Raw genomic sequence first — 14,668 nt, 5'->3', positions numbered from 1 at the left:
CGGGCCGCCATCATCGCGTCTGCGGGCGAACCAGGCGATAGCCGGTGACCCGCAACACCGAAAGCCAACTCGCCAGGAATGTCGCGGAGAGGACCGTCCAAGCGATCCACCACCGCCCGGCGAACAATGGCTGGTTCCGCCAGGTGAAACGGGGCGCGCTTTGAACCGCCAGAAGCTGAACCGCTTGCCCCGCGGCTTCGATCCACCATAAAAGGGCCGCTGATGCGACGGCGAACACAAGCAGCAGCAGCATTCGCCAATGCAAGCGTCCGGAACCGAGCGATGCCCAAACCGCGGCGAGCGACAGCGCACCGAGCAACCCTCCGTCGATCGCGACTCGCACCAATTCGAGCCAACGGCCGCCGCGAGCGGGGTTTGTCATCACGGCCTTGGCGAAGGCCGCCGCGATCGCCACGACCGTTGTTGCTAACAGCACGTGGCGGATCGAGAATTGCGCCCAGCCGACAGGTTCCTCGCCAAGCGGAGTGGCGCGATACACGATCCGCCAACCCCGTAGGCAGAGCCATGTCGATACGACCGTCGTCGCCAAGAACTGCACAAACAGGATGGCGATCGAGAAGCTGGTCCGTCGGTGCGAGACATAACCGCCAAACATCACCAGCAGCGTGATGAAGGGCGGCGTCCAGGCGATGGCCGCTAAAAGCAGCTTTCTGCCCAACTCCACCGTTGCAAGGATCAGCCAAACTACCACGGCCGACAGTTGGGCTGTTAAGACAGCGTAAATCAGGATCTGCGATGGATGTGAACGGTCCCAGCGATTCGACCCGATCATGAAACCGTCAATTGCCGCGCGATACAACTGGAGATTGGTAAGTGCGAATGCCCAGGCCAGCACGCTCAGCCGCCAGCGCCAATCAGGCAGCCAGTGACCAATGCCTTGCGAAAGCAGGAATGTTTGCAAGACAAAACCCACGAACACCGGAACGGTGGTTTCCGTGCTCCAATCGTCGGCGTACGCGGCGTTAATGGCCAGTTGGTCGGCAAAGACCACGATGGCGGGCAATCCAATCGCAGTGAAGAAAAGACGGAGTGAATGGCGGCGCGGCGGCATACGGCCGATTATATCGCACGACGCCACAAGCTAGAATCGGCGCACAAAGGGTCGCATCGCGATGAATCGAGATGCCACAAGCATTGTCACGGCAGCGCTTCCCACGCCTCCGGCGAATGCCGGAGCCGATAAAACCAGATCGCGAACCAGACCATCGAATGCGCAAACAGGGCCGCGGCGACGCCCGCCAAGTTGCCGCGCGCCATTTGCGAGCAGACGGCCAGAACGTAAGCGACCGCAGCGGTGACCCAAAACACCGCTTGCAGATCGAGTTGCAGCCGTGGCACTTCCATGCTGACAGCCTAACGCTCGCGATCATCGGACGGAAGCGGCACGATCCTATTCGCCAGTCCACTCGGCTTTGCGTTTGGCGAGGAACGCGGTGATGCCTTCCTGGGCGTCGTGGCGGATGGCGTTGTCGGCCATAATGTCGGTGGCGCGGTCGTAGGCGGTCCGTTCGTCGAGCGAAAGTTGATCGTAGAACGCCGCCTTTCCCAAGCGAATCACCAACGGGCTGGCGGCCACGATCGCATCGACCAACTCGGCCACGGCCGCATCCAGTTCGCCGGCCGGCACCACGCGGTTGATCAGTCCCAGCTCATAGGCACGGGCGGCCGGGATCGGCTGGCCGGTAAACAGCATTTCCAGCGCGGGCTTGGGCGGAACGGCCCGCACCAGCGGCACCATGGGCGTGGTGCAGAACAGACCGATCTTCACGCCCGGCGTGGCGAAGCTGGCCATGTCGGCGGCGACGGCCAAGTCGCAGGCCGCCACCAACTGGCAACCCGCCGCGGTCGCCGGGCCCTGCACGCGCGCGATGACCGGCTGCGGCAACCGCCGCAACTGCTGCATCACGCCGCTGCACAGCGCAAACAGATCGTGATACTCCGACTGCGAGCGGCCGATCATCTCCGTCAGGTCATGCCCGGAACAGAACACCGGGCCGTTGCCGGCGAGCACCACGACGCGGACTTGGCTATCGTTGGCGATAAAGGCCAGCGAAGCGGCCAATTGCTCCAACAGCGCCTCGCTGAGCGCGTTGCGGTTGGCCGGCCGATTGAGCGTGAGCCTGGCCACGCCGCCGGACACATCGACAAGCAGTTCTTCGGAAATGGCCGGGGGCATGCTGACATCCTCGTCAAGAGAAGCGGACAACCGTCACGTCATTTTATCGTCCGCGCCGGTCCCGCCCAACAACTTGGCCAGCTTTTCCAGCTCGCTCTCGTTCAGTTTCGCCAACGGGAAATCGGAAGGTGTGAAACCGCCGGCCTCCGGCGAAAGACAATGGGCCACCAACGCATTTAGCCGAACGACAAAATCCGCGGCCAACCGCTCGACCGTCCCAGGGCGGTAGAGCGCGCGGGAATATGTCCATTCCACCCGCAAACAGCCAGACAGCAGGTAGGCGTTTACTTCCAGTAGATGGCGGCGCGGAGCATTCGGACTGCGCGGCGGCCCAACGGGTTCTTCGGCCTTCGCCAGGCCGGCGGAGGGAAGATAATCGTCCAGCCGACCGAGATAGTTGAAGTTGATCTCCGCTTGCGGCAGGCCCGACATCAGCCGCCGGGTCTCCGCGCTTGGCGACAAGTAGCGCAGCACGCCAAAGCCGACTCCGTGATCGGCCACCCGCCGTAGTGATTCCTTCGTCTGCCGCAACAGAGCGCCGGGCGGCAGATGCCAGGGAACCGCCGCGAATGGATGCCAGGCCGTAAACCAGCCCACCGTGCGCGAGACTTCGACGTCGTCGAACAAACCTTCGCGGCCGTGCGCCTCAACGTCAATCAGCACGTCGCCCTGGGCCCACGCGCCCAGCGTCTGTCCGAGTGCCGCCAACAGCACTTCGTTGGTCCGCGTGCGATAGGCCGCGTTGGCCCTCTCGACCAGATCGGCGGTCTGCGCCGCATCAAATTGAATGACGATTGAATCCGCATCGGCGGACGTGCCGTCGCCGTCGAAATCACGGGGCAACCGCGCCGGACGCCGATCGGCCAACGTGCGCCAATAGGCGACTTCGTGTTGCAGCTCGAACGATTCGGCATAGCCGGCCAACCGCTCGGCCCAGTGCTTGAACGAGCTGGTCTTGGCCGGCAACCTGGGCGGGCTGCCCGCTTGCAATTGCGTCCAGACCGTCGCCAGGTCTTCGAGCAGAAACCTCCACGACACGGCGTCGATCACCAGATGATGCACGATCAATAACAGCCGGGCCTTGCCGTGCCCCAAATCGAACCAGGCGGCACGGGCCAGCGGGCCGCACTCGAGATCGAGACTGGCCTGCAACTCGGCGGCGGCCGCCGTCAACGCCGGCCCTTGCTCGGATGCGGACCGCTGCGAGAGATCGGACCGCGACACAGGCCACGCGCCTTCCCGCGCGCCGTGCCATTGTCGCCAGCCTTCCGGCCCGCGCGCGAACCGCAGTCGCAAGGCATCGTGCTGCTCGACGAGCCGATCGACGACTTCCGGCAACCAGCGGTGATCGAATGTCGGGGCGACGTCCAGCAACACCGCCTGGTTGAAGTGGTGCGGATCGACCACCTCGTCCGACAAGAACCAGTGTTGAATCGGAGTCAGCGGCACGCCGCCCTCGACCGGACCCTGCTCGGCGGCCGCGATGACGCCCTCGACCGCGGCCAGCTCGGCGATCGTCTGGTGCTCGAAAATCTGACGAGGCGCAAACCGCAGCCCGGCCTCGCGGGCCTGCGAAACCACCTGGATCGTCAAAATCGAATCGCCGCCCAGCTCGAAGAAATTGTCGTGGACGCCCACGCGGTCGAGCCGCAACGTTTCCTGCCAGATTCCGGCCAGGATCGTCTCGGTCTCGTTGCGAGGCGGCGTATAAGACCGTGCCGAGCTTTCCCACACGGGCGCCGGCAGGGCGTCGCGGTCGAGCTTGTGGCTGCGATTCAACGGCAAACGCGCCAGCGGCACGAAGGCCGCGGGCACCATCGAGTCGGGCAAGCGGCTCCGCAGCCAGGCCCGCAGCGCGTCGTGGGCCGGCAAAGATCCGTTCGCCGGCACAAGGTAGGCCACCAGGCGTTTGCCGGCAGGGGCGTCGTCACGGGCGATCACGGCGGCCTCGCCGACCTCCGGATGTTGCGTCAGCACGCGCTCGATTTCGCCCGGCTCGATCCGCAGGCCACGCAGCTTGATCTGCTGGTCGCCTCGGCCAAGGAATTCGAGATTCCCGTCGGGCCGCCAGCGGACGAGGTCGCCCGTGCGATAGAGCCGCGCACCCGGCGCGTCGCTGAACGGATGCTGGACGAATCGCTCTTGTGTCAAATCGGGCCGCCCGTGATAGCCCCGCGCCAGCCCCGGCCCGCCGAGATAAAGTTCGCCCGGCGCGCCGACGGGCACGCCTTGCCGGCAATCATCGAGCACGTAGACTTCCGTCGCGGCGACCGGCCGGCCGATGGGTAGCTTGCGATCGGTCGGCCAGGCGTCGAGCGCAGCGGGCAACTCGTAAACAAGGTTCGTGACCGTGGTTTCCGTAAGCCCGAATTCGTGCAGCAGCCGTGTGCGGCCGCGGCACCGCCGGAGCCAACGGTTGAGCGTCTCTGCCTGCGGGGCCTCGCCACCGATCACCTGCACGCGAAGATGCTCGAAGATTTCGTCGTCGTCGGTTTGCCATTCGTGCAGGCACTGCTGCCAAAGTTGCGGTGGAATATGGGCCACCGTCACCCGCTGAAGCCGGCAGATATCCAGGATGCCGCGGCCCGTCAGTTCCGCCGTCGGCGGTCCCAGCACCAGGGCCGCTCCGCGCATCAACGTGGGAAAGATTTCTTCGGCGGCCACGTCAAATCCGGGCGAGATAAGCTGCAGCACGCGGTCGCCGGCCGTCAGCTCATATTGATCGGCCATGGCGAGCACCAGGTTGGCCAACGCGCCGTGCGCAACTTCGACCCCTTTGGGCTGACCGGTCGAGCCGGAGGTGTAAATGATGTATGCCAGGCTGTCGGCCGTGGCGCGATTGTCAGGCGGAGCGGTTGGATAACGATCGAGCTGCGACTCACGGTCGAGTACGATTTCTTCGGCTTCATGCGGGGGCAACCGCTCGGCCAGGCCGCTCGACGTTATGACCGCACGCGGCTGGGCGTCGGCGAGCATGTGCGCCAAACGTCCCGATGATTCGTGCGGATCGAAGGGCACGTAGGCGCCGCCCGCCTTAAGCACGGCAAGCATGGCGATCACCAGCTCGACGGAGCGATCGAGGAAGAGGGCGACCGGCACTTCTTCTCGCACGCCCAGTGCCTGGAGGTAATGGGCCAACTGATTTGCTCGCCGGTCGAGCTCGGCGTAGCCCAACCGCCTTGGGCCGTCGACGATGGCCGTGGCCGCCGGGCCGCGCTCGACCTGCCGGGCTACAAGCTGGTCGACGCGCAAGGCCGACGCCTCGCACGTAACAGCGCCATCCGTTTCTGACCGTCGCGGTGGCTCATCAACCAGCGGCAGCCGCCTCACGGGCCGGTCCGGACCGCTGACAATCTCGCTCAGCAGCCGCTGGAACGAGGCCGCGATATGCTCGACGGTCCCGGCATCGAACAACTCGGTATTGTAGATCAGCGACGCCTTCAGCCCGCTCGACTGCTCCTCGACGACGAGTCCCAGGTCGAAGCTGCCGATGCGCGTGTGATCGATTTCGATTTCGCCCAGCGACAGCCCGGCGGTTTCGACGGTCTGCCAGGGAAGGTTCTCGAACACGAACACGACGTTGAACAACGGCGAGCGGCCGGCCTCGCGCGGCGGCGACACCGCATCGACGACTGCCCGCAACGGAGCGTCCTGGTTGGTCAGCGCGTCGAGCACCGTCTCACGAACGTGGGCCAGGAATTCGCGGAACGTCGGTCCACCCGAAAGATCGCTCCGCAAGGCGAGCATTTGGACGAAATAGCCGATGGTCTTGTCAAACTCGCGACGGGGCCGGTAGGAAACGGGCGAGCCCACGCAGACATCGTGTTGCCGCGCGTAGCGGGCGAGCCAGGCTTGAAAGGCCGCCAGCAAAACCATGTAAGGCGTGGCACCCTCGCCACGCGCCAATTCGTACAGCGCATCGGACTGACGGCCGCTCACCGTCCAACTCACCGCCGCTCCGCGGAACTTGCCTTCCGCCGAACGAACACGGTCGGTCGCCAGATCGAGCGGCTGCACTCCGTCCAGCCGATCTTTCCAATGCTCGATCTGTTTGGCAACTTGCGGCGTCGCCAGGCACGATTGCTGCCAGGCGGCAAAATCGGGATAGTGCCAGAGCACTTCGTCCAGCGCGGCGGGCCGCCCGGCAAGGTCCGCGGCATAAAGCTCCGCCAGCTCCTTGAGGAAGATCGCCAGCGACCAGCCATCGCAGATCAGATGATGGGCCACGATCACCAAGCGGTGTTCCACGTCGCTTATCTGTCGTAGCGAGGTCCGCAACAAAGGGCCGCCCGATAAATCGAACTTCGCGTTCGCCGGCCGCCATTCCGGCGTCTCACGATCGATGGTGGCTGGGGCAGAAGCTGGCCGGGTTTGGCTAGGCCATTGCAAAGACGCCCTCGGCCAGCGATGCCCCGGTGGTGGCGCTACCGGGGCATCGCCGCGGCAGAGCGTCAGGCGCAATCCAGATCCATCGCGCGGCTCTGCCCCAGCCACCGCAACCTCGGGTTCGGTCGTTCCGTCGATGATTTCCAACGCTGAGTTCTGCCGCTGGGCAACGATTTGCCGCGGCTGGCCGTCGCAAACAGGGAAGCGCGTCCGCAGCGCCTCGTGCCGGGCAACCACCGCCGCAAGGCTTCGTCGTAATGCCGGCACGTCCAGGGCACCTCGCAGGCGGATTGACGCCGTCAGGTTGTATCGCGGCTCGCTTTCGAGCTGCTCCAGAAACCAGATTTGCTCTTGCGATCTCGATAACGGCAGCGGCTGCGACCGGTCGGCGCAGGTCACAGGCGGCAGCACATCGCCGGACCGCTGTTCGTCCGGCTGATCGAGCCAGGCAGCCAGGCTGGCGACGGTCGGGCGCGAGAAAAGCGTTCGCAACGGCAAGTCCACTGCGAATGCATCTTCGATGCGCGCGGCCAACTGGCCGGCCAGCAGCGATTGACCGCCGAGGTCGAAAAAGTTGGCGTGTACGTCGAGCACTTCCGTCCCCAGCACCTCAGTCCACAAAGCGGCCAGGCTTCGTTCTGTTTCGTTTCGCGGCGCAACCGCCGATGCCGTCGGCCTCGCGCCGTCGCAACGAAGCGGCTCGTCACGCCATTCGGCAATCACCGGCAAACTGCCCGAAATAAACTGGTCGCGGCAACCGCGGCGCTGCTTCTTGCCGCTGGAGGTCTTGCCCAGCGTGCCGGCCGGGATGAGCACGACGGCGGCCGGTGCCACGCCGTGTGCCTCGGCGACCTGCGCGCGGATGCGATCGATCAGCGCCTGCGTGTCGGCCTTGCGCGGACGGACGACCTCTTGCGCGATCGCCAGCCGCTCTTGGCCGCCGACCTCGATGGCGAACGCAGCGCCGCCGTCGCTCTTCAGCAGCGGATGCGTCCGACTGACGGTCTCTTCGATGTCGTCGGGGTAGTGATTGCGTCCGTGAATGATAATCAGCTCTTTCAATCTTCCCGCGACGAACAACTCGCCCTGGTCGATGAAACCGAGGTCGCCCGTGCGAAGAAAACGGCCCTCACGCTCGCCGGCCGGCGAGGCGCCGAAGCTGGCGGCGGTCTCGTCAGGGCGGTTCCAATAGCTTTGGGCGATGCTGTCGCCGGCGACCCAGATTTCGCCGACGTGTCCGTCGTCAAGCGGCTGACGGGTTTCCGGATCGACGATCACGACTCGTTGTCCGGCGACGGGCCGTCCGCAACCGACCAGGCGCCGCACGTGCCGGTCGTTTTCGTCGGCGGCGACGGCCCGTTTGCGGTCCAGCGCGGCGGCGGCAAACGATCGCACGATCGGATCCTCAACGTCGGAGCCGCCCGACACCATCAGCGTCGCTTCCGCCAGCCCGTAGCAGGGATAGAAGGCCCGCCGGCGAAAGCCGCACGCGGCAAACGTCTCGGCAAAGCGGTCGAGCGTCTCCGGCCGCACCACTTCGGCCCCGTTCAAAGCGAAGCGGAGGCTGCTCAAGTCAAGCTGAGCGCGGTCTTCGGCAGTGACTTTCCGCAGGCAGATGTCGTAAGCGAAATTCGGCGCCGCCGTGATCGTGCCCCGATGTCGCGAAATGGCCTGCAGCCAGCGCACCGGCCGCTGCATGAACGAAATCGGCGACATCAGCACGTTCCGCCGTCCGCTGTAGACCGGCTGAAAGATGCCGCCGATCAGGCCCATGTCGTGGTAGGCGGGCAGCCAAAGGACCGCCACGTTGTCTCCGCGATCGACCGCGGCGTGGATCGACGCCAGATTGGCCATCAGGTTGGCGTGCGTGATGGTGACGCCCCGCGGTTCGCCCGTCGAGCCGGAAGTGTATTGCAGCAAGGCCGGTCGCCCGCGGTCCAAGGCCGGCAGCGCGACGGCGGGAAGAACATGCGGGCTGTCCTGGGCGACCTGGTCGGTGGCCAGCGACGATTCAAGACCTGCGACGTGCTGAAACAAGGGCCGCGTCCAATCGAGCGTGGCTTGCGTCGCCAAGAGCCACTTCGCACCGGCATCGTGGACGATCGAGCGAAGTCGAGGCAACGTGCGATCGACGCGGAAAGGGTCGGGCGGATAGACCGGCACGGCGATCACGCCGGCATAAAGACAAGCATAGAGGGCCGCGATGTAATCCAGCCCCGAGTCATAGACCAGCAACGCGCGGCTGCCGGTCGCGCCGCCGTCGATCAGCGCGGCGGCGATGGCCAGCGCCCGCCGGTCGAGTTCGGCATAAGAGAGTGGCTGCTTGTCGTCCTCGCCGTCGGCCAGAAAGGTGAAGGCAATCTCATCAGGCTGGTGCTCGCCGCGCCAGCGCAGCACGTCGGCGATGGTTTGCGCCTCCGGCGGAGCACGAAATAGGGGAGACGATGGCAGCGATTGACCAATCATTGACTTCTGCGGAAAACGCAAGTTAGCGACAACAGCGTGGGGTGGGGGCGGTAAAGACGCGCGCAGGACATCAACTCGCCAGGCAAGAGGCAGGCTACCATAGCCTAGCATATTCTACGCATCTTACGCAGTCGGAACGCCCGAACGGCCCAAATCGTTGCATCAAATTCGGTGCCAAGTTAACCTGATAAGATACTTTGCGATCGCGGTTGTTGGTCGATCGAATCCGTGCGGGCAACGGATGCAATGAGCCTCTTATCACGGCACGGCAAATCGTCGGCGTTTTTCAAGCCGGGCTCGACGGTCGCCCTGGCGCAGCGGCTGGCCGACGACCTTGCCCGGCGCTGGGCCGATGGCGAACGGCCCGACGCCGAAGAGTATTTCGCCCGATACCCGCAATTGGCCGGCCGGGCCGATACCGCTCTGGCGTTGATCTATGAGGAGATGCGCCAGCAGCGCGAGTCGGGCCGCCCGATGCAGGAATCGGAATGGCTGCGGCGTTTTCCCCGCTGGCGGCCGCAAATCGAAACGCTGCTGGCCTGCGACAAGCCGCCGGAGGGCCATAGCATCGATGTCTGGTTTCCCAAGCCGGGCGAAACGTTCGGCGAGTTTTTGCTGCTCGACCAGCTTGGGCACGGCGCTCACGGCTGCGTCTATTTAGCGCAGCAGACGTCGCTGGCCGATCGGCCGGTGGTGCTCAAGGTGGCCTCGCTGGCCGGTCAGGAGCACCTGTCGCTGGCCCGCCTGCAGCACACCTACATCATGCCGCTCTACTGGGCGCAAGACGACGCGTCGCTTGGCCTGCGGGCGTTGTGCATGCCTTTTTTCGGTGGCGCGAGCTTGTCGCGTTTGCTCGACCGGTTGGCCGAGGTGCCGCCGGCCAGACGGAGCGGCCGCGATTTGTTTCAGGCGCTGGTGGCGGCCACCCAGGGCGAGCGGCTGGCCCCGCCGGTGCAAGGCCCGGCCTGCCGCGCCCTCGAAAAGGCATCTTACGTGGACGCCGTCTGCACCATCGGCGCCTGCCTCGCCGAGGCCCTCGATTACGCCCATCAACGCAACGTGGTACACCACGATATCAAGCCATCGAACGTGTTGATTGCCGCCGACGGCCAGCCGCTGTTGCTCGACTTTCACCTAGCCCAGCCGGCGTTGGAGCCGGGACAGATCGTGGTTCCCTGGCTGGGCGGCACACCCGGTTACATGGCGCCCGAGCAAGAGGCGGCGCTGGCGGCCATGGAGGCCGGGCAGCCTGTTCCCTGCAAGGTCGACGGCCAGGCCGACGTGTTCGCCTTGGGCCTGCTGTTGTGCGAGGCCCTGGCCGGCAAGCACCCGCCGGCCGGAGAAGCGCCGGCGCGCTGGCTGCGCCGCGCCAACCCTCAGGTGAGCGCCGCACTGGCCGACCTGCTGGCCAAGTGCATGGCCCGCGAGCCGGCTCAGCGTTACCCGAACGCCGCCGCGCTGGCCGCCGATCTTCGTCGCCACCTCGCCCATCAGCCGCTGGAGCACGTCGCCAATCGCAGCCTGCATGAACGCTGGGCCAAGTGGCGCCGACGGCGGCCGCACGCGCTGATCGGCATTTTCCTGGTGGCGGCGCTGGTGACTTCCTGCCTCGTGATCGCCAACACCATGCGTCAACGATGGCTCGAAGCCGAGCGGGCACTGAAAGAGGCCGAACTGGAAATGGAAGCGGGCCGCTTTCAGTGGGCCAAAGTGGCCATCGATCGAGGGCTGTTTCTGGCCGCCGATCTTCCTTGGCGCGGCACGTTGGTGGGCGATTTGCAGTCGGCGGCGGTGGTCGCGCAGCGGGGCTACCTGGCCGAGGAGCTGCACCAGGTCGTCGAGCGGCTGCGGGGGGTCTACGGTGCCGAGGGTCTCCCCGGACCCGAAGCGCAGCGGCTGGAAACCGAAGCACACCGCTTGTGGGAACAACGGCAGTTGATGCTCGAACACGAGCCTGCGCGCCCCAGGTCGGAGTCGCCGGTGAAGCAAGATCTGGTCGACCTGGCGGTTTTCTGGTCCGACGTGCATCTGCGCGGCGCCGGCGACGAGGGCCGGGCCGGTGCTGCGCGAGAAGCCTTGAACGTGCTTATCGAAGCCGAGCGTTTGGCCGGCGCGCGGCTCGTGCTGGCGCGCGAACAGGCCAAGCTGGCGCAGATCGTGGGCGACGGGCCGTGCCTGTCGAAGGCGCTCAAAAACGCCGGCTCGCTCTCGCCCGCATCATCCCGGGAGCATTACGCTCTGGGACGCATCGCCTATTCCGCCGGCGACATGGAGCAGGCCAACCGCTATTTCACGGCGGCCATCGCAGCCGACCCGCACTCGTTATGGTCGAACTTCTATCACGGCCGTGCGGCCTTCGCCTTGCAGCGCTTCGACGAAGCGCTGACGGCCTACACGGTTTGTGTGGCGCTGGCCGATCAGGCGGGTTGGTGCTATTACCACCGCGGCCTGGCCAGATTGAAGCTGGGACAAGACCAGCTTGCGCGCAGCGATTTTGATCGGGCGCTGGCGCTCGACTCGTACCTGGCGGCAGCGTGGCTGGAGCGCGGCATGCTCGAGTGCCGCGAAGAGCGCTACGGGGAAGCGCTGATCGACCTGGAGCGAGCAAGCGCCGAAGGCGCGGACGCCCAGGCGGTGGCCTACGGCCTGGCGCTGGCCTACGCCGGCAAAGGTGATCGCGAGGCCGCGCTGGAGCAGCTTGCGAAGCTGTTCGCCCGCCAGCCCGATCATCAAGGCGGCCGGAAGTTGGCCCAATCGCTACGGCGCGAGACGCCGCCGCAGCACGCGCCGAGCGAGTAGGCCGGTATCGCGTTTGCTCTGGCGGCCGGGCATGGAACTTTTCGATCTATGAACCAAAAAGAGCTCGATCAGTGGCATATGCGTCGGGCATTGGAGTTGGCCGCGCAGGGCACAGGCCGCGCCGAACCCAATCCTCTGGTGGGCTGCGTGATTGCCCGCGGGGCCGAAGTCATCGCGGAAGGATGGCACGGCGCCTACGGCGGCCCGCACGCGGAGATCGACGCACTCTCGCTGGCCGGCCGGCGCGCCGCGGGCGCCACGGCCTACGTCACGCTGGAACCTTGCTGTCACTTCGGCAAGACGCCGCCCTGCACAAAGGCCTTGGTTGCCGCCGGCGTGCGCCGCGTGGTCGCGGCCATGCCCGACCCCTTTCCGGAAGTGTCGGGCCGCGGCGCCGCCGAACTGGCCGCTTCCGGCATCGAGGTGGAGTTGGGCGTGCTCGAACAAGATGCCCGGTGGCTGAATGCGCCCTATCTGAAGCTTGTCCAAAGCGAGCTGCCGTGGGTGATCGTCAAGTGGGCGATGACGCTCGACGGCAAAATCGCCACCCGCGCCGGCGACAGCCGCTGGATCTCGAGCGACGCCTCGCGCCGCTGGGTACACGAGCTGCGCGGCCGCGTCGACGCGATCGTGGTCGGCAGCGGAACCGCGCTCGGCGACGATCCCTTGTTGACCGCCAGGCCGCCGGGGCCGCGACGAGCGACGCGGGTCGTCGTCGACTCGCAAGCGACGTTGCCGCTGGAAAGTCAATTGGTGCAAACGGCGGGCGAATTTCCGGTGATCGTTGCCGCGGCCGCTTCAGCCCCCGCGGAGAATCGCCACCGGTTGGCTGACGCGGGGTGCGAAGTGCTGTCGCTCTCCGGAAGCGGCCACGCCGAACGGCTCAACGAGTTGCTGACGGAGCTTGGCCGCCGCCGCATGACCAACGTGCTGGTGGAAGGGGGCGAACGGTTGCTCGGCCACTTGTTCGCTCTAGGTCAGATCGACGAGGTGCATGTCTTCGTAGCCCCGAGACTGGTTGGCGGAGTTGAAGCGCCGTCGCCCGTCGGCGGTTCCGGCGTGGCCCGCATGGCCGACGCTCTTTCGCTGCACGGCGTGCAATGGCGAGAAGTGGACGGCGACCTTCATTTTTCCGGCCGCACGCGGAAAATGCAGATCAGGTGAATTACAACCCTCACAAGCCGGCCGAATGAGCTATTTTTCTTGCGGTCGCATCGGCCGACACCGGCAGAATCGGAGCGACCGACACCGCGGCCGTTGCCAATTTTCGACCCCAACGATGGAAAACTTCCATGATGAAGAACGTCCGCATCCATAAGCGGGGCGTTGAACCATTTCAAAATGAACAGTGCTTTCACTGCCCTGCTGCCGCGAGCCGTGGGTTTTGACTCCGCCTCGACGGATGCCCCAAAGCCCGTCCGCGACGGAAGATGGAGTCGCAGGGGCGAATCGGCTAGAATCGGTATCGCTGGAACACTCCGGAAAACACGGCGGGATTTTGCATGGCGGATTCGACATGAACGATTTTGAATTGAACCGGCGGCAAGCCCTCATCGCGAGCGGTTTAGGCGTGCTGAGTCTCGGCATGCCGGGAGCCGTGATGGGCAGCGACAAGGTCGATGCTTCGGGCAAGGCCGTCGCCGCGGACAAATCTTGCATCTTTGTCCTGCTCTGCGGAGGGCCCAGTCACGTTGACACCTGGGATATGAAGCCGAACGCGCCGCAGGATTATCGCGGGCCGTACCAACCCATCTCCACCAGGGTGCCGGGCATGCTCATCAACGAGATGCACACGGAGCTGGCCAAGGTGACGGACCACTTCACGCTCATCAATTCCATGTCGCATCCGGGCGCGATCAGCAATCACTTCGACGCGATGCACAATCTGCTCAGCGGCCAATCGGAGAAGCGCGTGCAGGAGGGCCTGCCGGACGATCAGCCCTACCTGGGCTCGTTCGTCGCCAAACACAAACCCAGCAAACGCAATTTCGTCTCCAACGCATGGCTCATCAAATGCGTGGGACCGCCCGTCTTTTGCGCGCCCAACCTGGGCATCGGCGGCTACCTCGGCTCGGCTTACGCGCCCGTGTTTATCGGCTCGGCCGACAACCATCCGGCCATGAGCGACTTCAAACCACCGCAGATTTACGACCCCTACGATAAGGACCGGTTCGACACGCGCAAACGGTTGCTCGGCGGGCTGGAGTCCGACAGGTTCGATCAGCTCCGGCACGTCAAGGACTGGTCCGATCTGCGCGAGAAGACCTACGACGCCATGACGCGGGCCGAAGGCCGGCAGGCGTTTGAAATGAGCCGCGAACCAGACAAAGTCCGCCAGCGATATGGGATGCACCCGCTCGGGCAGAACCTGCTGCTGGCACGGCGGATGGTGGAGTCGGGCGTTCGCTTCGTCACCGTCAACGGCTGGACCGGGCAGGCCGAGCACGACAAAGCCGGCCCGCCGAGCAGCAGTTGGGACATGCACGGCGGAAACATGGGCATGGGCAACGCCTTCGGCGACGGTTCTTACGGCATGGGATTCTGTTTGCCTCGACTGGATCAGGCGCTGGCCGCGTTGCTTTCCGACCTCAAAGAGCGCGGCATGCTGGACCAGACGCTGGTCGTCGTGACCGGCGAGTTCGGCCGCACGCCCCTCGTTCTGAAGCAGGATCCTCCCGGCCGCCAGCACTGGCCGCAGTGTTTCTCCGCCATCCTGGCCGGAGCGGGCATCGCCGGGGGCCGAGTGTACGGCAAGTCCAACAAGTACGGCGAGTATCCCACCAGTAACCCGGTTCGCCCCGAGGAACTGGCGGCGACCAT

Annotated in this window: 7 protein-coding genes; 3 read left to right on the top strand and 4 right to left on the bottom strand. The window is 65.4% G+C overall.

Annotation, left to right across the window (positions count from 1 at the left end):
• Positions 1–10: 10 nt before the first annotated feature.
• The 4 genes from VNH11_22820 to VNH11_22805 form a co-directional block, all read right to left on the bottom strand.
• Positions 11–1,024, bottom strand: coding sequence for a hypothetical protein (locus tag VNH11_22820; protein HVA49215.1), 1,014 nt, complete (start codon positions 1,022–1,024; stop codon positions 11–13).
• Between the two features lie 134 nt (positions 1,025–1,158).
• Positions 1,159–1,365, bottom strand: a complete 207-nt coding sequence (locus VNH11_22815) for a hypothetical protein (protein ID HVA49214.1) — start codon at positions 1,363–1,365, stop codon at positions 1,159–1,161.
• Positions 1,366–1,411: 46 nt separating this feature from the next.
• A complete protein-coding gene (locus VNH11_22810; protein ID HVA49213.1) occupies positions 1,412–2,197 on the bottom strand; it encodes an enoyl-CoA hydratase in 786 nt (261 codons plus the stop codon).
• A gap of 33 nt (positions 2,198–2,230) precedes the next feature.
• Positions 2,231–9,049 carry an amino acid adenylation domain-containing protein gene (locus VNH11_22805; protein ID HVA49212.1) on the bottom strand — a complete coding sequence of 2,273 codons (6,819 nt, stop codon included), beginning with the start codon at positions 9,047–9,049 and terminating at the stop codon, positions 2,231–2,233.
• A gap of 246 nt (positions 9,050–9,295) precedes the next feature.
• Between VNH11_22805 and VNH11_22800 the strand changes: the two genes are divergently transcribed.
• From VNH11_22800 to VNH11_22790, 3 genes are all read left to right on the top strand, one after another.
• Positions 9,296–11,848 (top strand): serine/threonine-protein kinase, encoded by a 2,553-nt coding sequence (locus tag VNH11_22800; GenBank protein HVA49211.1) that lies wholly within the window; start codon positions 9,296–9,298, stop codon positions 11,846–11,848.
• Between the two features lie 48 nt (positions 11,849–11,896).
• A complete protein-coding gene (ribD, locus tag VNH11_22795) occupies positions 11,897–13,012 on the top strand; it encodes a bifunctional diaminohydroxyphosphoribosylaminopyrimidine deaminase/5-amino-6-(5-phosphoribosylamino)uracil reductase RibD (protein ID HVA49210.1) in 1,116 nt (371 codons plus the stop codon).
• 352 nt (positions 13,013–13,364) lie between these two features.
• Positions 13,365–14,668, top strand: a 1,304-nt coding sequence (locus VNH11_22790; protein ID HVA49209.1) for a DUF1501 domain-containing protein, incomplete at its 3' end; no start/stop codon positions are given.

Source organism: Pirellulales bacterium, from assembly GCA_035533075.1.
Classification (GTDB): domain Bacteria; phylum Planctomycetota; class Planctomycetia; order Pirellulales; family JAICIG01; genus DASSFG01.
Note: the sequence above shows the minus strand (reverse complement) of the source record. Positions and strands in the feature narration are given on the sequence as shown.

Bases quoted from the DNA above. Each gene is read 5' to 3' on its own strand.
- ribD (HVA49210.1), top strand. From the start codon at position 11,897: ATGAACCAAAAAGAGCTCGATCAGTGGCATATGCGTCGGGCATTGGAG.
- VNH11_22810 (HVA49213.1), bottom strand. From the start codon at position 2,197: ATGCCCCCGGCCATTTCCGAAGAACTGCTTGTCGATGTGTCCGGCGGC.
- VNH11_22815 (HVA49214.1), bottom strand. From the start codon at position 1,365: ATGGAAGTGCCACGGCTGCAACTCGATCTGCAAGCGGTGTTTTGGGTC.
- VNH11_22800 (HVA49211.1), top strand. From the start codon at position 9,296: ATGAGCCTCTTATCACGGCACGGCAAATCGTCGGCGTTTTTCAAGCCG.
- VNH11_22805 (HVA49212.1), bottom strand. From the start codon at position 9,049: ATGATTGGTCAATCGCTGCCATCGTCTCCCCTATTTCGTGCTCCGCCG.